This window comes from Borreliella valaisiana VS116 (assembly GCF_000170955.2).
Lineage (GTDB): Bacteria > Spirochaetota > Spirochaetia > Borreliales > Borreliaceae > Borreliella > Borreliella valaisiana.
The window spans coordinates 807,033-828,839 of the sequence record NZ_ABCY02000001.1 but is presented as its reverse complement, the minus strand read 5'-3'; the positions used below and the strand labels follow the sequence as shown (position 1 = coordinate 828,839).

Genomic DNA, 21,807 nt, shown 5'->3' with positions numbered 1-21,807 from the left:
TTTATATCTATTCCTCCTTTACTTCTTTTGCAACAGAGTTTGCTACAATTAAATCGTATTCATCTTTACTAGCTTCAAACCCCAAAAGCTCTCTCACTTCTTTGTCTGTCAATGTTTCTCTTAAAACAAGTTCTTTTGCAAGCTTAACAAGTTGATCCTTATGCTTTATAAGAATATCTGAAGCCTCTTTTAAGCATTCTTCAAGTATTCTTTTTACCTCTCTATCAACTTTATCAGCAGTGTTCTCAGAATAAGCCTTAGCCTTTGAAAACTCTTTTGGAAGAAAAATGGGTGCTTCATCATCTACTAAAAATATTGGCCCAACTTCTTCACCCATTCCCCACTCTGTAACCATTTTTTTAGCCAAACTAGTAGCTTGCATTAAATCGTTTTGAACACCCGCTGTTGTAACACCCAAATTTATTTGCTCACTAGCATAACCACCATAACATATCTTTATTTTATCAAGAATTTGATGCTTGTTTATTGAAAGCCTATCTTCCCTTGGAAGCGAAAATGCGACACCAAGTGCCCTACCTCTTGGAATAATGGTAACCTTGTGGAGTGGATCAGCATATTTAAGATAATAATGAAGCAAGGCATGACCTGCCTCATGATAAGCCGTCTCAAGCTTTTGTTTATCGGTAATAGTCATAGATTTTTTTGCAACTCCCATCAATATTTTATCTCTAGCTTCTTCCATATCCTTCATTAAAATTTCATCTTGATTATTTCTTGCAGCTATTAAGGCTCCCTCATTAATTAAATTTGCAAGATCAGCACCACTAGCTCCAGGAGTAGCTCTTGCTATTACCTGTAAATTAATATCTTTTGAAAGTTTTGTTTTTGCAGAATGAATATTTAATATTGCCTCTCTTTCCTTAATATCAGGCAAAGAAACTGTTACTTGCCTATCAAATCGTCCAGGTCTAAGCAGAGCAGAATCAAGAACATCTGGACGATTTGTGGCAGCCATAACAATTACATTGGTATGCGTTCCAAATCCATCCATTTCAACCAATAGCTGATTAAGAGTTTGCTCTCTTTCATCATGACCGCCGCCAAGCCCTGCACCACGACTTCGACCAACAGCATCAAGCTCATCAATAAAAATGATACATGGAGAATTTTTTCTAGCATTGTCAAATAAATCTCTAACACGGCTTGCTCCAACTCCAACAAACATTTCAACAAAATCTGAACCTGACATGTGAAAAAAACTAACCCCAGCCTCGCCAGCAACGGCTTTGGCAAGCAAAGTCTTGCCAGTACCCGGAGAGCCAACCAAAAGCACCCCTTTAGGAATTTTTGCACCTATTTTTTCAAATTTTTTTGGATTTTTAAGAAATTCAACAACTTCGTAAAGCTCTTGTTTAACCTCTTCTTGACCAGCCACATCTTTAAAGGTAATTTTGTTCTTTCCAGCTTCATACTTTTGAGCATTACTTTTTCCAAATGTAAAAACCTTTCCACCACCACCTTGAGTTTGACGAAATATAAAGAAAAAGAAAACAAAAAATAAAATCCATGGCAAAGTTTGTAATAAAACTCCAATCAAAGAAGCTTGGCTTTTACCCGAGCTAAGCTCAACTTTTTTATTTTTTAGTTCTGAAAGCAAATTTATATCAAGATAAGGAATACTGGTAGAAAAATAAGATTTCGTAAAGTTAGAACCTTTGACAACAAATTGAATCAAATTTTTATCAATTATTATTACAGACTCAACCAAACCATTGTCTAAATAACTCTGAAAAGTACTATAAGGAACATTTTTATAGCTTTCCCCCCCCCTTATAAAATATGACATAAATATTGCTGAAATTAAAAAAATAACAACAAGTCCTAAAATCCAATTTTTATTCTTTTTTTTGTTATTAGACTTTCCATTATTATTCATATTATTATTGCCATTCATTCCTTTAAAAGCCCTCCAATCAAAGATATACTAATTTTTTTAAGAATTCTTTTTTCACTCCATAATAAGTTTAAAGTATTTAAATCAATAATTCCAATTAACCTATTATCTAATGCCAATAACATCAAATAAGTCGGATTACACCTTATAAACTTAGAAAAAAATTTTTTTGCTTTCAATCTATCCTTAAAAAATTTATATCTAAACTCATAAGAACAACATTTTAGCCTTGATACAGAAACTGCATTACACTCTAAACATTTTAGCAAAATCTTACCTAAAGATAAACTATGCCATTTCCCAACTTCCAAAATAAAATCAAAAGGTTTGTAAAATTTTTCATCTCTTTTAAAAATCAAATTAATTTTATTATGCCTTTTTTCTAAAAAAAAATCATTGGTTTTTAACAAAACATTGTTTTTCTTTTTATCAATCTCTACTTTAAATATTTCATTAAGAGATTTATAAGAAACTTTAGCTACAATTCCCTCTGAATTTAAAATTTTAAAAATCAATCTAAACACCAAATACTTGGGAAAATCTAAAAAAGTTTTCAAATCAAAAGAATAATAATATTTGCCTTTCTCAACGGGAAAAAATTCCTTTTTTTCAAAATAATCTGTAAATTCCTTTGAAAATTCAGATATTCTTTTAAGACATTTTTCGTACCCTTTAAAAATCTTTTCTATATATGGTAATAAATTATTTCTAACTCTATTTCTTAAATATAAATTTTGAGCATTCGTACTATCAACAAAAAAACTAATATTATTCAAAGATAAAAAATTTTCAATTTCTAGCCTTGAAACCTCGAGTAAAGGTCTTATAATATTTCTATTAACATCGGGAATACCTGCAAGACCATCCAAAAAAGATCCTTGAAAAAATCTCATAATGATTGTTTCAATTTGATCATTCTCGTTATGAGCAAGTGCAATATAATTTGCATCATTTTCTTTAAGAGCATTTTCTAAAGCATTATATCTAAACTTTCTTGCAAGCTCTTCAATAGATACTCCCAACCTAACTGACTCACTTTTTATATCTACATCACATTTCTTAATTTTTAAATCAATGTTGTAAAGATCACAAAACCCCTTTACATGCTCTATCTCTTTATTTTGCTCATTATCAGATCTAATAAAATGAGCAAAATAAAACGCAATAATATTATTGTTTAAATAATATTTTAAATTCAATAATAAAGTTGTAGAATCGGCCCCTCCAGAAAAAGCAACAATAACCCGATCTTTACTTAAAAAATTTTTTTTATAAAATTTATCTATTTTAATTTGTATATTATTGTCTAAAAAATGCATTAAAAATTACTAGAATTGATTTTTTGAACCTTATTTTTAAAATTTGTCTCACTAATATCAAGTAACTCATCACTTAAAAAGTCATACAATTTTTCAAGTCTATCTATTTCATCCTTGCAAAATTTAGAGAGAACAAAACTTTTTATATCACACATAACATTGCTTCCAACCCCAATATAAAGTCTACTGTAGTTAGAACTTCCAAGAACACTTGAAATTGACTTAAGGCCATTATGAGTAGACACGCCACCTCGCTCTTTAAGTCTACATTTCCCCAAGGGGAGATCAACATTATCAAGAACTACCAATAAATTTTTTATGCACATATAAAAATCTGAAAATATTAAAGGAAATATAGATCCGCTTAGGTTCATATAAGTCAATGGCTTAACCAAAATTACTCTTCTAGAAATCATCTTCAACTCTGAATATTCATACTTTTTTTTTCTCTTTAAAAAAAGGCCATTCTTAGAAACAATTTTATCTAAAAGAGAAAAGCCAACATTATGCCTAGTTAAAGAAAATTCTAATCCAGGGTTTCCTAATCCAAGTATCAACAACCCCATAAATCACTTTATAATAACAACTTCCAAATTCTCGTCATTTTCTGCAAGTCTAACATTAGAAGGCAACACAAGATCTTTAAGAAGAACACTATCTCCTTTATTAACGGGAGTCAAATCAAGCTCTATGAATTCTGGCAAATCTAGAGGTAAAGACTTTACCTTAACTTGCTCTTTTAAAACAGTTAAAATTCCGCCTTCCTTAACCCCAACAGAAGCCCCAGTAAGCTTAATCGGAACATATCTTTCAAGCTCAACATGCCTATCCACTTCATAAAAATCAATATGATAAATGAGCTTGCTGGCAATATTTTCTGCAACATCTTTAACAAAAACACATCTTTCAAGCTTGCCATCATTTAATATTAAGACAGTATTGTCTGTAAACTTTGCAAATTTCTTATTAAACTCACTACTCTTAATTTGCAAATGTGAAACATCATTACCCTGACCGTAAACAACAGCTGGTATTTCATATTTAGCTCTTATTCTACGAGCATTAGAAGACCCAAAGCTTGATCTATATTCACAACTTAAAACCCTGCTATTTTCCACCAAAAAAACTCCTAATGTAAAATACTGGGACGGAAGGATTCGAACCCTCGAATGACTGGACCAAAACCAGTTGACTTACCGCTTGTCGACGTCCCAAATACCTTAATACTTACAATTGACAAGCATACAAGATACAACACGCTTTGTCAACAATTATTTAAAAATCTAATTCAAGCTCAAGATCAGCTGGATTTTCTCTTATATATTCCTTAAAAATAGAAGTCTGCAAAGTTTTTCTAAAATCCTGACTAATAGGATGTACAATGTCTTTATATTCACCAACTCTAGTTCTTCTGTTAGGCATAGCAATAAATACTCCCTTTTGCCCTTTAATAACTCTAATATTGTGAAGAACTAAGCAATTATCAAAAGTAACAGCAACATATGCTAACAATTTAGAACCAGAATTTTTACTTTCAACTTTCTTAATCCTTATGTCTGTAATATCCACTTATAAGCCTCCCGCAAAAAGTACATACCTTAAATCTAAAATATTTTCTATTTTTTGTAAACATATTTTTATGATATTTTTAGTTTTTTTAATTAAACAGTAATTAAGGATAAATAATAATCCCTTTGGACCATATTTTTTCAAGCTCATAGTATTCTCTAGATTTTTCGCTCATTAAATGAATCACCAAATTTCCACCTGAAACAATAGTCCAGTCATAAACTAATCCTTTTCCCTGAACGTTAAGGTTAATTTTTTTTTCTTTAAAAAATTTAACTATTTTATCAACATACAAAGTCTCCATTTGCTTAAATGATAAAAAAGTAGCTATTATAAAAAAATCAGTCCAATTGCAAATATTGCCAACATTAATGCCTATAACGTCAATTCCATTAAAATCGCTTATTGTTTTACATAAAGCATTAACATCACTTACTTTTAACATATCTTCCATCAAAATCATCTCCTAAAACAACTATTACATCGGGATTAATATCAAGATTATCAAGCTCTAACAATCTTTTAGTTTGAACTTCAGAAATTGGCTTAATATTTGAAGCTTTGATTACCTCCCCAACTCTAACAGCCATTTCCAAATTATCTGAATTGTTTATAATCAAGGTATTTTTATAAGAATTTTTATCTGCATTACCAAATTTTAAAACTTTAAATTTTAAAGAATTAAAAATATTTGCTGTTTTTTTTGCAAGCCCAACAACTTTTGTTCCATTTAAAATAACAATCTTTACTATCTCTTGCAAGCCTTCATTAACTAACTCTTTATTCAATTTCTCCACCGATTCTTTTAAAATAGCGCCCCCATAATAAGGAAAAACCACCTTTATCAAATTATTATCATTATCTTTAAAAATCTCTTCTTGCCCTTTAATATTAATAGAAATAATTTTATCGTTATTTATTTTATAATTTTTAACAATATACTTAAAAACAACTTCTGAAAGGTTAGTGTCTAACATAGAATATATTTTAAAAAAATTGTTATTTTCAATACCAAAATCTGAAATTTGAAAAAGAAGTTTTTTAAAAAACTCTTTAAAAAATTCAACTCTCTCTTCAAACTGATCAACATCATTAAAATATCTCAAATAATCATACGCTTTATCACCATCAAAATTGGAAGTACCAGAAGGTATTAAAATAGAATCTTCGAAGCTATAAATTTTTACTGGATTTTTAACAAGAAGTCTAACCCCTCCCAAATAGTCAATGAGTTTAACAAAATTTTCTTTTTGAAAACGAATATAATAATCTGATTCATGAGATAATTGTGTATAAATTTTAGATAAAAAATTATTAAAAGAATTTTTTTTATATAGATCTTTAAACCAAGATATATTACCTTTTAAATCTTCATATCCGGTATGAATTGGAATATCTAAAAAACCAAGATTTCCTGTTTTTATATTAATAAAAATTTCTTGCATACTTACAAGATTTCTGTTAGGATCTTCTACTATAAACAAAAAACTAATATTGCTCTTTGTATTAAGTTCAAAATAAACCAACTCTTTTTTCGAGCTTCTAATAAAAAAAATTAGTACACTTGCTATTATTAGAACAATTAGAACTAAAAAAATTAAATCTTTTCTCAAATATTTACCTTTTTAATATATAAATTATTATCTTTAATGTATTTTAACACATCAAAGGGTAGTAAATAATCAACAGGAAGTCCATTCGCAATTCTATTTCTAATTTCTGATGAAGAGATTGATATTATTTTATTATCTATATAAATATGCTTAAAGGAACTTTTCAGCCTCTTTTTGTAGATTCTGTGGGCAACAACAAGATCAACAGAACTTACAATACTTTGGGGATTTTTCCATGAATCAAAATTTTTGAAAAGATCATCACCAATAACCAAAAAAAGTTTGACGTTTTTATATTTTTTTTTAATACAAGAAATAGTATCAACAGTATAAGTTATGCCACCATTTATTATGTCGCAATCATCTATGAACATTTTACTTTCATTCTTTAATGCAAGCTCGAGCATATCTATTCTATTTTTAACACTAACCTCCTCCCCAATCGATTTATGGGCCGGATTACAAGTAGGAATAAATATTACCTTATCAATATTTAATAAATACTCTATCTCTTTAGCCAAAAAAATATGCCCAATATGAATTGGATTATAAGTGCCACCCAATATTGCAATTCTCATTAATTACTTTTCTCCAAATCAAATAAATGTCTTAAAAACAAAAAAGCTAGAAATAAAAAATTAATTTTATTAAAAAGTTTTAGCCAAAATAAAAAATTCTTTAATAAGTTCATCAATCCCTATATTTTCATAAATAGAAATGCCGACAATCTTTTCTTTTCTCAGGGTTTTTATCAAACTATCAAAATTTTTATTAGAATTATCCAAATCAAGCTTGTTAGCAACAATAATTTTTTTTTTATTAAAAAGCTCATAGCTATAAGATTTTAATTCGTTTAAAAGAATGTTATATGATTCCAAAAAATTTGCTTCAGAAATATCAATTACTAAAGCTAAAATTTTAGTTTTAGCAATATGTTTTAAAAATTTAGTTCCAAGTCCTACTCCAAAGCTAGCGCCTTTAATTATTCCTGGAATATCTGCAATGATTAAATCATCCCAAGAATATCTAAGTATACCAAGATGAGGAATCTTTGTTGTAAAAGGATAATTCGCGACCCTAGACTTTGCTGAAGTTATTCTATTAAGCAGAGAAGATTTACCAGCATTAGGAAGACCAACAAGCCCAATATCCGCCACCAAAAAAAGCTCAAGACGCACATTCAAACTATTGCCTGATTCTCCGGGTTGAGCAAACCTTGGCGCCCTTCTAACCGAAGTTTTAAAATTCCAATTACCAAGACCACCTCTGCCACCTTTTAAAATAACAAATTCGTCAGTTAAATCTTTAAGTCTATACAAAAGAGTTCCATCATTTTCATTATAAATGCCTGTATTTGGGGGAACAAAAAGAATCAAATCTTTACCATTAGCGCCACTTCTCTTGAAACCCATTCCAGGTTTACCATTTTCGGCACAAAGCACATGACCATTTTTATAAAAAGACAAAGTGCAAAGATTTTCTCTCACCTTGAAAATTACACTCCCGCCATTCCCGCCATTCCCGCCATCTGGACCACCCTTTGCATTAAACTTTTCTCGCAAAAAAGAAACACACCCAGAACCACCATTGCCCGAAACTACCGTTATACTAACAGAGTCCTTAAAGTTGTACAAATTTTCTCCAATTTCTCAATTAAAACTAAAAAATAAATATTTACATACTAAACAATATTTACATATTTTCGTCCCTTTAAAGTTTTAAACTCTACCTTCCCAGATGAAAGCGCAAATATTGTATAGTCTCTTCCAAGGCCAACGTTTTTACCCTTATGAAATTTTGTACCTCTTTGTCTAACAATTATTTCTCCAGCCTTAACAAACTGACCACCACTTCTTTTAACTCCAAGCCGCTTAGATATAGAATCTCGTCCATTTTTTGAACTACCACCACTTTTACTTGTTGCCATTAATTTTCCTCCAAAACTAATTTAATATCATCAGGATACTCAAAGCATAAATCACTTATGCCTCTAATTAAAAATCTACTATAATAAAAAAGACTTTTTTTACTTAAATCCTTAAAAAAAGGCTTAAATTCTAAATAGCCTTTTTTTGAATTTTTTACAATAAAAGACTCACCCTCAAAATCAAGAACACTAAAAAAGGTTCTCAAAATAAAAGAAAAAGAAGAGCAGACAACATTAACATTATTTTTGCTCATAGCATGACCATTGGCTAGAATATAAATGATTACATCGTCTTTTACTTTTACTAAAACATTAATCAATAAACTTAAAAAACTATTTCATCAACCAAAATATAAGAATAGGTTTGTCTGTGCCCAACTTTTCTCTCACTTGATTTTCTTCTTCTGTATCTGTAAGAAACAACCTTTTTATCTTTTTTATCTTCTTTATAGGTACATCTAATAAGAGAATTCATAACATAGGGCTTTCCTATTTTAATCTCCCCATCTTTATTAATAAGCAAAATACTATTAAATTCCAATTTCTTTTTTTCTTCAATAGGAGAAATTTTATCTATTTTTAAAAATTCGCCCTCAATAGCTTTATATTGCTTGCCATTTATTTCTACCAGTGCATACATTACATTACCTCAACTAAATATTGTAAATTTAATAAAAAAGAAAAGTCAAGCATTAAATTAATTGTACCTTACAAGAGAATTAACTTCATAGCCTTCAAGAAGGTGCCTACCATTAATACTGCAAAGCTCAATAAAACAAAAAATATCTTTAACCCTACCTCCGGCTCTCTCTAGCAAAATTGCAGACGATTTTAAAGTTCCGCCGGTAGCTAATATATCATCTATTAAAAGAATATTGGAATACATCTTAATATCGTCTTTGTGAACCTCTATTCTCCCAAAGCCATATTCAAGCTCATACTCTTCACTAAAAACCTCTCTGGGCAATTTACCCTCTTTTCGAATTAAAACAAGAGGAAGATGCATTTTTAAAGACAACGGAGCGCCTATCAAATATCCCCTAGATTCAACAACCGCAATGCAATCAATCTTTTTTAAATTATAAAAAGAATATACCTCATTTATTAATGAGGTATAAACTTCAGGCTTTAATAAAACACTAGTAATATCATAAAAAAGAACACCCTTTTTAGGAAAATCGGGTACTTTTGCAATAAATTGGTCGTAATACTCTATTTTATTTTTCATAACTTAATCATCCCATCTAATGTTTGTGTATTTTTCAAAATAGTAAGACCAAAAGCCAAATTTATTCTTTTACAGGAGGAACTGGAACAAGATTATGTAAGTCTACTTTTGGTATTTCGTCAACTTTAGCTCTTGTCCAAATTTTGCTTCTACCAAAAATCCAAACTTTCCCCTTGGTAATAAGATTTCCGGTTTTACTATCAACTCTCATTTCAGAATTATAAATTTTACCGTTTTTAGGATCTATTATTTTACCCCTATCCCACTTTTTAGAAGCATGAGAATACTTAAGACCCCACATAAAATCAAGACCTTCTATTGCAAGATTTTCAAACCCAACCACAGTGTCTCCTGAAGGGTTTTCAGCATCATACTTTTTGCCGTCTTTTATTATCATTAAAATTCGACCGTAAACTTCTCCATTATATTTATATATATAAATAATAGAATTTTTTATATTGCCCGCATCATTATAACCAACCCAATACCCTAAAACCTCATCTTCAGAATTAAGGTTTTCAGCCTTATTAATAAATTCATTCTCATTCGAATCTTCTGAATTTGCAGATAAAAATATTGCAAAACAAAAAAAAAGAAAAAATTTTGAAAAAACTCTATTCATCAATTCTCCTTAAAACTAATAATTCTAAATTGTAGTTCTTTTTTTTAAATTACTCATTCAAGATAAATAATTTAAAAATTAGCCACAAACATCATTATACAACTTATTTTATAATTTTAATTATATTAAAGACAAAAACCTAAATGAAGAAATATAAATTTAAACAAAAAAACAACGGGTCAATTAATTGTTATATAAGACAAATAATGCTAGTATTAGTAAAGTTAATTGTCTTGAAGGATTTAACCGTGGTAAGAGGAATTTATACAGCTGCCAGCGGAATGATGGCAGAAAGGCGCAAGCTTGATGTAGTGTCAAATAATTTAGCAAACATAGATCTTGTTGGATACAAAAAAGATTTATCCATTCAAAAAGCATTTCCAGAAATGCTAATAAGAAGACTAAATGATGATGGACTTTATAAATTTCCCAAAGGACATCTTGAAACAGCTCCTATTGTAGGCAAGCTAGGAACAGGGGTTGAAGAAAATGAGATATATACACTATTTGAACAAGGCCCATTAAAAACTACTGGCAATCCATTAGATTTAGCGCTCACTGATCAAGGATTTTTTGTAATACAAACTTCAGATGGAGAAAGATATACAAGAAATGGATCTTTTACTATTGGAAAAGAAGGAATCCTTGTTACAAAAAGCGGATTCCCTGTTCTTGGAGAAAAAGGATATATATATCTGAAAAAAAATAATTTTAAAATAACACCCCAAGGGCAAATTTTCCACAATTCAAGCTTTGAATCAAATCCCAAAAGACTTGTTAGTGAGTATGAAAATTCTTGGGAAAATTATGAACTGCTTGATACCATCAGAATTGTAAATTTTGAAAATCCCAGATTTCTCAAAAAACAAGGAAATTCTTTATGGATTGATACAAAAACATCTGGCAAGGCACAAGAAATGGACATATCATTAAGGCCTAAAATAGAAACAGAAACACTCGAAGCTTCCAATGTTAATCCCGTTAAAGAAATGGTTTTAATGATTGAAATAAACAGAGCTTACGAAGCTAATCAAAAAACAATACAAACTGAAGATAATCTATTAGGAAAATTAATAAATGAAATTGGAAAATATTAAGGAGCATATTTTATGATGAGAGCATTATGGACAGCAGCAAGTGGAATGACTGCACAACAATACAATGTAGACACAATTGCGAATAATCTTTCAAATGTGAATACTACAGGATTTAAAAAAATAAGAGCAGAATTTGAAGACTTGATTTATCAAACTCAAGACAGAGCAGGAACTCCTGCAACTGAAAATACTCTAAGACCGCTTGGAAATCAAGTTGGCCATGGAACAAAAATTGCTGCTACTCATAGAATATTTGAACAAGGAAAAATGCAATCTACCAATTTACTCACTGATGTTGCTATTGAAGGAGACGGGTTTTACAAAATTCTTCTGCCTGATGGCACTTATGCATATACCAGGGATGGATCATTTAAAATCGATTCTAATCGAGAACTTGTAACAAGCCAAGGATACAAGGTATTGCCTAATATATTCTTCCCAGAAGAATATATCCAAAACTCAATTACAATATCTGATCAAGGAATAGTGTCGGTAAAAATTGATAACAACAATGAGCCAATAGAACTTGGACAAATTGAAATATCAAGATTCGTTAATCCCGCAGGACTAAGCGCTATTGGAAGCAATTTATTCAAAGAAACAGCTGGATCAGGCCAAGAAATAGCAGGAATACCGGGAACCGAAGGTATGGGAAGACTAAAACAAGGTATTCTTGAAATGTCGAATGTATCTATTGCTGAAGAAATGGTAACAATGATAGTAGCTCAAAGAGCTTATGAAATAAACTCAAAGGCTATTCAAACTTCTGACAATATGTTGGGAATCGCAAATAATTTAAAAAGGCAATAAAATAAAAAAAAAATTATTTATTTTTATTTTATTTTTCACAACAAGCTCAATTATAAATGCTGCTAATGATTTGTGCTTCAACATTAATCCTAGTAAAGCATATTTCTTTTCAAAGAAGTATTCAAAAATATGTAACAATCAAAGCTTATCAACAATATATATCCCCCCACATTTAAAGAAAAAATCAATAATTTTTGAAATGATTTATTACATCACAAAAAACTTATCAAATGAAAATATCTACATACTTCAATTTAACTTTGATGAATCTGAAATAAACATAGACGACAAATTTTTTAAAAAAATAAAATTTAAAGTAAAAAACAACAGCTCATACAAGAATATTCCAATTCAAAAAACTTTAGTTTATTATGCAAGAAACTTTGAAAGCTATAAAAGACACAATTACATTAATATGTATATTGATATAATCGAACCCATTGTATTTGCAAAAGAAAATCTAAAAAAAAATGAAATCCTTAATGAACACAACATCTATTTTAAATACAAAATTAACACGACAAGGATAAATGATGTTTTAAGTCTAAATGAATTAAACAATAGTAAATATAAAGTTATACGCAACACAATCAAAAATGAAGAAATAAGATTAAATAAAGTACAAAAAGAATAATGCTTTATTTTATCTTCCCCCCAATCTAAAAATTATTAAATATAGGATTAATTATCAATTCTCCCGAAAAAAAGTTTCATTAATTACAATAATTGATATAAAATAATAGGTATTAAAGAAATAAAATAAATAGAGTAAAGAATGAACAAATTAATGTTAATGTTAATTACATTTGCAACAAGTCTATTAGCCCAAACAAACAAAGTTTCAACAGAAATAGAATCTAAACAATCATTTAGCAATCACCTGTCTGAAAACGTAAAATTAAAAGAAATTGCAAATATTTGCCCCACAAACACAAACTTTTTAACAGGCATTGGAATAGTAGTAGGTCTTGGAGGAAAAGGAGACTCTCTAAAACAAAAAGACCTTATAAATAAAATTTTGGAAAAAAACAATACAATAGACGAAATAGGCTCTAACAACATAGAAAGCAAAAATATTGCATTAGTAAATGTTAGCTCCCAAGTAAACGGTAATATAAACAAGAGCTCAAAACATAAGGCTTACATTGCATCAATATTAGGCTCAAAAGATTTAACAAATGGAATACTTTTAAAAACAAATCTTAAAAATAAGGAAGGAGAAATAATAGCAATTGCATCAGGAATTATAAAGACCAATAACAAATTAAAAGAATCTGAACACACTCTAGATAGTGTAATAATAAATGAAAATCAAAATATTAACTACAGTTATAATATAATTCTTAAAAAAGGAAATTATACATTAATAAATAAAATTCATAAAATATTGACCTCTAAAAAAATTAACAATAAAATTAAATCAGATAACACAATAGAAATAGAAGCAAAAGACATAAGTCTATTAGAAGAGATTGAGAATATTCAAATAGAAACTAATCCTAAAATACTAATAGACAAAAAAAATGGTATTATTCTAGCAAGTGAAAATGCAACAATAGGAACGTTTACATTTTCTATTGAAAAAGACGATCAAAATATTTTAAATAGTAACAATAAAACAACAATTCGAGTAAACTCAATGAAATTAAACGAATTTATATTGAAAAATTCCAACAATCTTAGTCATAAAGAATTAATTCAAATAATTCAAGCTGCACAAAAAATCAATAAATTAAATGGAGAACTTATCTTGGGGGAAGTTAATGGAAACTAAAATTAATTTACAAAATTTAAAATTTAAAAATCAAATAAATAATTTTAAAAATCCCTTAGAAATGAAAAAATCCTTTCAAAAAAACGAAGAACTTCTAAAAGCTTCTTTGGAATTTGAAGCTATATTTATCAAGCAAATGCTTGAAAGCATGAAAAAAACTCTTAACAAAAATCAAAATTTGCTCAGCGGAGGCCAAGTAGAAGAAATTTTTGAAGACATGCTTTACGAACAAAGAGCAAAACAAATAGCGCAATCTCAAAGCTTTGGAATTGCCAATTTGATTTACAATCAATTGCAAAAAACTAAATAATTCAAAAAAACACTCCTCACCTCAAAATTATATCCAGTTTAATTTAAAACTATTTTTAAACTAAATTGGCACAATTTTTGCATGAAAGTTAAGTAATTAATAAACACTTAATCACAATATTCAAAAAAAGGGGAGACAAAATATACTACTATGAATATATTTAGCAACGAGGATTTAAACATATATTTAAAATCGGTAAGAGAACACAAGCTAATTACTCATGAAGAAGAGATTAAACTTGCAGGACAAATACAAAGAGGCAGCGCACAAGCAAAAAATAAAATGATAAACGCAAATTTGCGACTTGTTTTAAAAATAATAAAAAGATATGCTGGCAAAGGTTTAAAAATTGAGGACTTAATTCAAGAAGGCAACCTGGGATTAATAAGAGCTGCTGAGAAATATGATCCGAATAAAAACACCAAATTTTCAACTTATGCATCATTTTGGATCAAGCAATCACTACAAAGAGCATTAAACACTAAAACTAGATTGGTGAAAGTTCCATACAGAAAAGAAAATCTAATACTACAAATAAATAAATATTTAACAGAAGAAGAAAAATCACCCAAAAAAGAAGAAATAATGAAAAGATTCAATCTATCTCCTGCCCAGTATATAAAAATTATTCCTTATCTTGAAAAAGAATATTCTCTAGATAAAGAAATAGAAGGATCTGAAAATTCAACACTCTTGAACCTATATGAGGATAATTCTTTTAACCCTGAAATTACTCTTGAACAAGACTCAACTCTAAAACATTTGAATTATGTGCTTGAAACAAAATTAAATGAAAAAGAAAGATATATAATCAAAAAAAGATACAACCTAGACAATAGTCCCAAAAAAAGCACTTTAAAAGATATTTCAATGGAACTTGGAATATCATCAGAAACTGTAAGACAAATCGAAAAAAGAGTTCTTAAAAAACTAAAAGAAGAGATAAATTAGCATTGACATTCATGGCATGTTCTGATCTACTTGTAAGTCAGTGGTCATGAATGTTTTTATTTTATATTAAAAAAAATAAGTTTATTATTGTAATTTTTATCATAATTTCCATTGTTATTGGAGCAACTCAAGCATTTACAAGCTTTTTCTATTTTAACAACAACAACAATTTAAAAGTTGCAAATGCACCACTTAAAGATGGGTTTCAAGAAATACAAAAAGATAATTTAATAATAAAAAATAACAAAGAAAATAAAAAACCCGAAATCAAGCCTAAGTTTTACTTAATCATCGACGATGTGGGTTATGATGAATTCATGTTAGAACAATTTATAAAACTTAATCTTGAAATAAATTATGCTATTATTCCATTTTTACCAAAATCAACGATTTTATACAAAAAACTAAAAAATAATAACAAAACGATAATAATACATTTTCCAATGCAATCAAAACATAGAAATTCAATAGAAAAATTTCATATAAACATAGAAGACAAAAAAGAAGAAATACACAAAAAAATCGAAAAAACATTTAAAATGTATCCTGATGCAAAAATAATGAATAACCACATGGGTAGTTTAATAACTTCAAATAAAGATTTGATGAAAATCATTTTAATAAAGCTTAAAGAGATTGAAAGATATTTTTTCGACAGCGTAACTATTGCGGGAAGCGTACCAGAAACGGTAGGCAAAGAAATTGGAGTTAAAGTAGAAAAAAGAGACGTATTTCTTGATAGCAAAGACACAGAAAAGTCAGTACTCAAAGAGCTTGAAAAAGCAAAAAATATTGCAAGAAAACATGGAATAGTAAAAGTAATCGGACATATTTGGTCTAAAAACACACTAAAAGTCCTAGAAAAAGAAGAGTCTAATTTAAACCAAGAATTCGAATTTGACAACTTATTAAATCTTTACGAGGAAACAATCAGATGAAAGTGCTTGGAATAGAGACTTCTTGCGACGACTGCTGCATAGCTGTAGTAGAAAACGGCATTAATATTTTAAGCAATATAAAATTAAATCAAAAAGAACATAAAAAATATTACGGCGTAGTACCTGAAATTGCCTCAAGACTTCATACTGAAGCTATTATGTCTGTTTGCATAAAAGCACTAAAAAAGGCAAATACTAAAATATCTGAAATTGACTTAATAGCTGTAACATCTAGACCTGGACTTATTGGATCTTTAATAGTTGGTTTAAACTTTGCCAAAGGTCTAGCAATTTCATTAAAAAAACCTATTGTTTGCATTGACCACATCTTAGGCCATCTTTACGCCCCTTTAATGCACTCAAAAATAGAATATCCATTTATATCATTATTATTAAGCGGTGGACATACATTGATCGCCAAACAAAAAAATTTCGATGATGTTGAAATACTTGGAAGAACCCTAGATGATTCTTGCGGAGAAGCCTTTGACAAAGTAGCAAAACATTATGATATGGGGTTTCCTGGAGGTCCAAACATCGAACAAATATCTAAAAATGGAGATGAAAACACATTTAAATTTCCAGTTACCACCTTTAGAAAAAAAGAAAACTGGTATGATTTTTCATACTCTGGGCTAAAAACAGCTTGCATACACCAACTCGAAAAATTCAAAAGCAAAGATAATCCAATAACAAAAAATAATATCGCTGCAAGCTTCCAAAAAGCTGCCTTTGAAAATTTAATCATCCCGCTAAAAAGAGCAATAAAAGATACTCAAATCAACAAATTAGTAATAGCAGGCGGCGTTGCGAGCAATTTATACTTAAGAGAGAAAATAAATAAGCTTAAAATACAAACTTACTACCCTCCTCTTGATCTTTGTACAGACAATGGAGCAATGATTGCGGGACTTGGATTTAATATGTATTTAAAATACGGAGAAAGTCCAATTGAAATTGATGCAAATTCAAGGATAGAAAATTATAAAAACCAGAATAAAGGGAAAAATTAATGAAAAGAATTTTAGCAATGCATGATATTTCAAGCATAGGAAGAACATCTCTTACAGTATGCATACCAGTAATATCTTCGTTTAATATGCAAGTATGTCCTTTTGTAACAGCAGTTCTTTCTGCTTCCACAGCTTATAAAAAATTTGAAATAGTGGATTTAACTGATCATTTGGAAAAATTTATCAAGATATGGAAAGAGCAAAATGAATATTTTGACATACTCTATACGGGATTTCTGGGAAGCGAAACGCAACAAATAACAATAGAAAAAATGGTTAAATTGCTAAAATTTGAAAAAATTGTAATTGATCCAGTATTTGCTGACAATGGAATAATTTATCCTATATTTGATAATAAAATAATTAATGGATTTAGAAAGATAATAAAGTATGCAAACATAATAACACCCAATATAACAGAGCTTGAAATGCTAAGCGGAAGTTCACCACTTAATACCAAAGATGATATTATAAAGGCAATATTAAATCTTGATACAAAAGGAATAGTGGTTGTTACAAGCGTCAAAAAAGGAGATCTTTTGGGAAACATTTGTTACAATCCTAAAAACAATGAATACTCAGAGTTTTTTTTAGAAAAATTAGAACAAAATTTCAGTGGAACAGGAGATTTATTTACTAGCTTGCTTATAGGATACCTGGAAAGGTTCGAAATAGAACAGGCTTTAGAAAAAACAACAAAAGCTATTCACTTAATAATAAAAAATTCAATTAAAGAAAATGCTTTAAAAAAAGAAGGGGTTCAGATTGAAAATTTTTTAAAAAATACATTTTTCATTTAAATTTCATTAAATTTAATTTTAAAGATTGAATCGATTTTTTAGCACAAAAGACAATATTTGCATTGCATTATATTATTAAAAATGTACAAAAAATCTATTACAAAGCAAGTGCTTGATTATTACTATGAGTAAACAAATATATGACAAATAAAAAAATAATATTTTTTACCGGGGGGGGAACCGGAGGCCACGTATTTCCAGGAATATCTATAATACAAAAATTAAAAGAATTTGACACGGAAATTGATTTTTTTTGGATAGGTAAAAAAAATTCTATAGAAGAAAAATTAATAAAAGAGCAAAATAATATTAAATTTATTTCGATTCCATGCGGAAAACTTAGACGCTATTTTTCTTTTCAAAACTTTACTGACTTTTTTAAAGTACTACTTGGAATAATAAAAAGCTTCTACATTTTAAAAAAATACAAACCTCAGATTATCTATGCAACTGGGGGATTTGTCTCAACTCCTACAATCATTGCATCTAGTTTGCTAAAAATAAAAAGAATAACCCATGAAATGGACCTAGATCCTGGACTTGCAACAAAAATTAACTCTAAATTTGCAAACAAAATATACATAAGCTTCAAAGAAAGTGAAAAATACTTTAAAAACCATAAAAACATTATCTACACAGGATCTCCTATAAGAAAAGAATTTTTAACTCCAAATCCTAAAATCATCAAACAATTAACTCAAAATACTAAAAAACCAATTGTTAGCATACTTGGGGGCTCTCTTGGCGCTAATGCTTTAAATAGTCTCGCACTCTGTATTAAAAAGGATATTGAACTTTACTTCATTCATCAATCAGGAAAAAACTTAAATGACCAGAGAGAAAAAAATTACCTGAGAAGACAATTTTTTAATGCAGAAGAAATGTCAAGCATAGTTAAATTTTCCAATATAATAATAAGCAGAGCTGGAGCTGGAGCAATAAAGGAATTTGCAAATGCTTGTGCATGCATAATTTTGATTCCATTTAAGAAAGGCTCTAGGGGAGATCAAATTAAAAATGCAAAATTATTAAAAAATCAAAATGCTTGCATTTATATAGATGAAGATGAAATTTTAAATACAAATATTTTGAAGATTATAAAAGATACGTTAAAAGATGGAGAAAAAATCAACTCTCTCAAAACAAATATCAAAAAATTTAATAATAAACATTCTTCAACTTTAATAGCCGAACTATTAATAAAAGATATTAAGGAGACAAAATCTAAATGATAGTAAATGATCCTGTAAAAATAACTGGAATAGTAGACATATTAATAATAATAATTTTTACATCTTTGGGGTTTAGAGGATTTTTAAGAGGATTCATTAAAGAAATTGGCGGATTTGCTGAGGTTTTTGTTTTAATACTACTGCTTTACAAAAAAACTGAAGAATTTAGAAAACTGGTTGAACCTATTATTGAACTATCATACATTCAAGCACTACTTGTATTTTTTCTAATCATACATATAGGATTTTTAATACTACAATCTTTACTAGAATCAATAATAAGCCAACTGCAATTATTATTCTTCAATAGAATGCTGGGTTTAGTACTTGGCCTACTTGAAGCCTTTGGAATAATTGCAATTGTAGTTTACATAATACACTCACAACAAATATTTAAGCCTGAATATTTTCTAAAAGAAAGCAAACTCCTTGATTATTTAAACCCCGGAATAAACTATCTCTTTAAGATCTCAAAAACAAAATAAGGAAACAACAATGATAATACTTCCACAGATCGCCAAAGACATAATAAACGCATATGATCAAAAAATATTGCCAAATGCAATTCTTTTACTAGGAGAAAAGTTTTCATCAAAAAAGGTCAGCGCAATTGAGCTTGCAAAAAAAATATTAAATGAAAAAAACTTAACAAACCCCAATTTGCTCATTTTCTCAAATCTCGATACAATAGAAGCAAAAGCACACCTCTCTACAAATTCGTACAAGATAGCAAATAAATACTTAGAATACATTAAAACTGTAATTTTTACCAAATGTTATTTCAGTAATGAAAAAAATTTGAAAAAAATAGAGAAAAATATTAACTACATTAATTCTGTTTATTATCAAAAAGAATATAATATAAACATAATAAATGAGCTTATAAAAAACATAGAAAATATAAACAAAGAACTAAATCATAGTATTACTGTTTCTGATGTAAAAAAAATTCAAGCTTGGATTTTTTCTGAAAAAGAAAAATCCAAGGTAATTTACATAAACGAAATCGAAAATTTATCATTTAATGTGCATAACTCACTTTTAAAAATACTAGAAGAGCCTCCTTCAAATATTTACTTTATTTTAGCAGCAAGAAATAAAAACAAAATACCAAAAACAATACTGTCAAGACTTAGAGTATACAATTTCACAAAATCAGCAAGAATATCAGAAATTCAAAAATTCAAAGAAAGCTTTCTAATAGACAAAGATATAACAATTGAGGAATATTTTGCTTCATTTTACAAAGAAGAAAGCAAAAAAATAAAAAAAGAATTGATAAAAATTTTAAGTATAATTAAAGAAAAAAAATCCATATTTAATCTTGAAGAAGTCGATTTTATAAAAGATGATCAAAGCTTTAAAATATTTTTAAACGAACTTGCAATTAATATTAGAAATGATTTTTTAGAAAATAAGATAAATATTAATCAATATATCAAATACACAGAACATTTGAAAAATATTTACAAATATCGCCCTTATAATCAAAACAAAAAATTAATAATAGAAAACTTGATGCTAAATTACGAGGAGATATGAATAATTTTTTTAAAAAAGCTTTAACAAAGCTAAACAAATTATCTAATGAACAAAAAACTAAATTTATTGAACAAATTTACAAAAAAATAGAAATATATGACGGAATATTTGCATCAATTAATGAAGGAATCATTGTGCTTGACAAACAAAACAACATAATCTATTCAAATAAGATTTTATACCAAATTTTAGCTTTAACATCTAAATCAAAAATAGAAATTCTTGATGATATTCAAATCCCAATCTTAATAAATTTAATAAAAGAACTAGTTAGAACAGAAGATAGAATAATAGGATTAGAAGTTCCAATCTCAAACAACATATACATTAAAATTTCATTTATGCCTTATGTTAAAGAAAAAAAACTTGAGGGTAATATTATTTTAATCGAAGACATTAAAGAGAAAAAGAAACAAGAGGAACTGTTTAGAAGAGTTGAGGCTTTGGCCTCTTTTACAAGACATGCAAGAAATATTGCCCATGAAATCAAAAACCCACTTGGGGCTATCGATATAAATTTACAACTACTAAAAAAGGAAATTCAAAAACAAAAAATAAAAAATGGTAAAGCTGAAAATTATTTTAAAGTCATAAAAGAAGAAATAAACAGAGTAGATAAAATAGTTACAGAATTTTTATTAACTGTCAGACCAATAAAAATTAACTTACAAGAAAAAGACATTAAACAAGTAATAAACAGTGTATGTGAATTATTAAATCCTGGATTAGAAAACAAAAACATCAAACTATTGCTTAATTTAAACAAAACAAGCGATATCCTAATTGATGAAAAATTATTAAAACAAGTTATTATAAACATCGTTAAAAACGCAGAAGAAGCACTACTTGAAATAAAAAAAGAAATAAAAAAAATAGAAATTTGTCTTTTCGAAAAAGACAATAAAATACATATTAACATAAAAGATAACGGAAATGGGATAAAAGATGAAGTAAAAGAGGAAATATTTAAACCTCAATTTAGCACAAAAGAAAAAGGAAGTGGAATAGGTCTTACCATCTCTTATAAAATAATAAAAGAGCTTGGGGGTGAAATTTTTGTAGAAAGCAAGGAAAATAAAGGAACTATTTTTACAATTACACTTCCTAAACTAAATAAAAAAAATATTTTAATTGAAGGGTATTGAAA

The 21,807-nt window shown here is 28.3% G+C and carries 26 protein-coding genes, 1 tRNA gene and 1 pseudogene; 13 read left to right on the top strand and 15 right to left on the bottom strand.

Annotated elements, in window-relative coordinates:
* Window positions 1-7: 7 nt before the first annotated feature.
* The 15 genes from ftsH to BVAVS116_RS03905 form a co-directional block, all read right to left on the bottom strand.
* Entirely contained in the window at window positions 8-1,915 is a 1,908-nt protein-coding gene (gene ftsH, locus BVAVS116_RS03975) for an ATP-dependent zinc metalloprotease FtsH (RefSeq protein ID WP_006068536.1), read from the bottom strand.
* Window positions 1,912-3,234: a tRNA lysidine(34) synthetase TilS gene (tilS, locus tag BVAVS116_RS03970; protein ID WP_006068787.1), complete on the bottom strand. Its 1,323-nt coding sequence runs from the start codon at window positions 3,232-3,234 to the stop codon at window positions 1,912-1,914. The genes ftsH and tilS overlap by 4 nt, the downstream gene beginning before the upstream one ends.
* Window positions 3,234-3,800, bottom strand: a complete 567-nt coding sequence (gene pth / locus BVAVS116_RS03965; RefSeq protein WP_006068463.1) for an aminoacyl-tRNA hydrolase — start codon at window positions 3,798-3,800, stop codon at window positions 3,234-3,236. The genes tilS and pth overlap by 1 nt, the downstream gene beginning before the upstream one ends.
* A 3-nt stretch (window positions 3,801-3,803) precedes the next feature.
* Window positions 3,804-4,352: a 50S ribosomal protein L25/general stress protein Ctc gene (locus BVAVS116_RS03960; protein ID WP_006068206.1), complete on the bottom strand. Its 549-nt coding sequence runs from the start codon at window positions 4,350-4,352 to the stop codon at window positions 3,804-3,806.
* A gap of 24 nt (window positions 4,353-4,376) precedes the next feature.
* Window positions 4,377-4,448 (bottom strand) — tRNA-Gln (locus tag BVAVS116_RS03955).
* 61 nt (window positions 4,449-4,509) lie between these two features.
* Window positions 4,510-4,803: a DNA-binding protein SpoVG gene (spoVG, locus tag BVAVS116_RS03950; RefSeq protein WP_004791087.1), complete on the bottom strand. Its 294-nt coding sequence runs from the start codon at window positions 4,801-4,803 to the stop codon at window positions 4,510-4,512.
* A gap of 103 nt (window positions 4,804-4,906) precedes the next feature.
* On the bottom strand, window positions 4,907-5,257 hold the full coding sequence (gene rsfS, locus BVAVS116_RS03945; protein ID WP_006068468.1) for a ribosome silencing factor: 351 nt from the start codon (window positions 5,255-5,257) through the stop codon (window positions 4,907-4,909).
* Window positions 5,232-6,416, bottom strand: coding sequence for an LCP family protein (locus BVAVS116_RS03940; protein ID WP_006068662.1), 1,185 nt, complete (start codon window positions 6,414-6,416; stop codon window positions 5,232-5,234). The genes rsfS and BVAVS116_RS03940 overlap by 26 nt, the downstream gene beginning before the upstream one ends.
* Window positions 6,413-6,994, bottom strand: coding sequence for a nicotinate (nicotinamide) nucleotide adenylyltransferase (gene nadD / locus BVAVS116_RS03935; protein WP_006068624.1), 582 nt, complete (start codon window positions 6,992-6,994; stop codon window positions 6,413-6,415). Before nadD ends, BVAVS116_RS03940 begins: the two co-directional genes overlap by 4 nt.
* A gap of 69 nt (window positions 6,995-7,063) precedes the next feature.
* The gene (gene obgE, locus BVAVS116_RS03930; protein ID WP_006068304.1) at window positions 7,064-8,050 is read right to left on the bottom strand and encodes a GTPase ObgE; all 987 of its coding nucleotides are present in this window, start codon (window positions 8,048-8,050) and stop codon (window positions 7,064-7,066) included.
* Window positions 8,051-8,097: 47 nt separating this feature from the next.
* Window positions 8,098-8,343 (bottom strand): 50S ribosomal protein L27, encoded by a 246-nt coding sequence (rpmA, locus tag BVAVS116_RS03925; RefSeq protein WP_002557368.1) that lies wholly within the window; start codon window positions 8,341-8,343, stop codon window positions 8,098-8,100.
* On the bottom strand, window positions 8,343-8,663 hold the full coding sequence (locus tag BVAVS116_RS03920) for a ribosomal-processing cysteine protease Prp (protein ID WP_040351350.1): 321 nt from the start codon (window positions 8,661-8,663) through the stop codon (window positions 8,343-8,345). The genes rpmA and BVAVS116_RS03920 overlap by 1 nt, the downstream gene beginning before the upstream one ends.
* 5 nt (window positions 8,664-8,668) lie before the next feature.
* Window positions 8,669-8,983, bottom strand: a complete 315-nt coding sequence (gene rplU, locus BVAVS116_RS03915; protein ID WP_006068478.1) for a 50S ribosomal protein L21 — start codon at window positions 8,981-8,983, stop codon at window positions 8,669-8,671.
* A gap of 57 nt (window positions 8,984-9,040) precedes the next feature.
* Window positions 9,041-9,571, bottom strand: a complete 531-nt coding sequence (locus BVAVS116_RS03910; protein WP_006068666.1) for an adenine phosphoribosyltransferase — start codon at window positions 9,569-9,571, stop codon at window positions 9,041-9,043.
* Window positions 9,572-9,632: 61 nt separating this feature from the next.
* Window positions 9,633-10,193: a DUF2147 domain-containing protein gene (locus BVAVS116_RS03905; protein ID WP_006068780.1), complete on the bottom strand. Its 561-nt coding sequence runs from the start codon at window positions 10,191-10,193 to the stop codon at window positions 9,633-9,635.
* 248 nt (window positions 10,194-10,441) lie between these two features.
* On the opposite strand from BVAVS116_RS03905, the gene flgF reads away from it, so the two are divergent.
* From flgF to BVAVS116_RS03840, 13 genes and pseudogenes are all read left to right on the top strand, one after another.
* Window positions 10,442-11,290 carry a flagellar basal-body rod protein FlgF gene (gene flgF, locus BVAVS116_RS03900; RefSeq protein WP_006068878.1) on the top strand — a complete coding sequence of 283 codons (849 nt, stop codon included), beginning with the start codon at window positions 10,442-10,444 and terminating at the stop codon, window positions 11,288-11,290.
* Between the two features lie 12 nt (window positions 11,291-11,302).
* Window positions 11,303-12,100 (top strand): flagellar basal-body rod protein FlgG, encoded by a 798-nt coding sequence (flgG, locus tag BVAVS116_RS03895; RefSeq protein ID WP_006068361.1) that lies wholly within the window; start codon window positions 11,303-11,305, stop codon window positions 12,098-12,100.
* A gap of 199 nt (window positions 12,101-12,299) precedes the next feature.
* The gene (locus BVAVS116_RS03890; protein ID WP_006068860.1) at window positions 12,300-12,734 is read left to right on the top strand and encodes a hypothetical protein; all 435 of its coding nucleotides are present in this window, start codon (window positions 12,300-12,302) and stop codon (window positions 12,732-12,734) included.
* 141 nt (window positions 12,735-12,875) lie between these two features.
* Window positions 12,876-13,874 carry a flagellar basal body P-ring protein FlgI gene (locus BVAVS116_RS03885; protein WP_006068276.1) on the top strand — a complete coding sequence of 333 codons (999 nt, stop codon included), beginning with the start codon at window positions 12,876-12,878 and terminating at the stop codon, window positions 13,872-13,874.
* The gene (locus BVAVS116_RS03880; RefSeq protein WP_006068591.1) at window positions 13,864-14,184 is read left to right on the top strand and encodes a rod-binding protein; all 321 of its coding nucleotides are present in this window, start codon (window positions 13,864-13,866) and stop codon (window positions 14,182-14,184) included. The genes BVAVS116_RS03885 and BVAVS116_RS03880 overlap by 11 nt, the downstream gene beginning before the upstream one ends.
* 150 nt (window positions 14,185-14,334) lie before the next feature.
* On the top strand, window positions 14,335-15,135 hold the full coding sequence (gene rpoS, locus BVAVS116_RS03875; RefSeq protein WP_006068507.1) for an RNA polymerase sigma factor RpoS: 801 nt from the start codon (window positions 14,335-14,337) through the stop codon (window positions 15,133-15,135).
* Between the two features lie 50 nt (window positions 15,136-15,185).
* Window positions 15,186-16,073, top strand: coding sequence for a divergent polysaccharide deacetylase family protein (locus tag BVAVS116_RS03870; protein ID WP_006068596.1), 888 nt, complete (start codon window positions 15,186-15,188; stop codon window positions 16,071-16,073).
* Window positions 16,070-17,111, top strand: a pseudogene (gene tsaD / locus BVAVS116_RS03865) (tRNA (adenosine(37)-N6)-threonylcarbamoyltransferase complex transferase subunit TsaD). Before BVAVS116_RS03870 ends, tsaD begins: the two are co-directional and overlap by 4 nt.
* Complete coding sequence (locus tag BVAVS116_RS03860) at window positions 17,086-17,886, top strand: PfkB family carbohydrate kinase (protein WP_006068797.1); 801 nt, start codon at window positions 17,086-17,088, stop codon at window positions 17,884-17,886. Before tsaD ends, BVAVS116_RS03860 begins: the two are co-directional and overlap by 26 nt.
* A 140-nt stretch (window positions 17,887-18,026) precedes the next feature.
* Window positions 18,027-19,118, top strand: a complete 1,092-nt coding sequence (gene murG / locus BVAVS116_RS03855; RefSeq protein ID WP_006068982.1) for an undecaprenyldiphospho-muramoylpentapeptide beta-N-acetylglucosaminyltransferase — start codon at window positions 18,027-18,029, stop codon at window positions 19,116-19,118.
* A complete protein-coding gene (locus tag BVAVS116_RS03850; RefSeq protein ID WP_006068848.1) occupies window positions 19,115-19,603 on the top strand; it encodes a CvpA family protein in 489 nt (162 codons plus the stop codon). Before murG ends, BVAVS116_RS03850 begins: the two co-directional genes overlap by 4 nt.
* Window positions 19,604-19,613: 10 nt before the next feature.
* Window positions 19,614-20,660, top strand: coding sequence for a hypothetical protein (locus tag BVAVS116_RS03845; RefSeq protein WP_006068333.1), 1,047 nt, complete (start codon window positions 19,614-19,616; stop codon window positions 20,658-20,660).
* A complete protein-coding gene (locus tag BVAVS116_RS03840) occupies window positions 20,657-21,805 on the top strand; it encodes a two-component system sensor histidine kinase NtrB (RefSeq protein ID WP_006068246.1) in 1,149 nt (382 codons plus the stop codon). The genes BVAVS116_RS03845 and BVAVS116_RS03840 overlap by 4 nt, the downstream gene beginning before the upstream one ends.
* The last annotated feature ends 2 nt before the right edge of the window (window positions 21,806-21,807 follow it).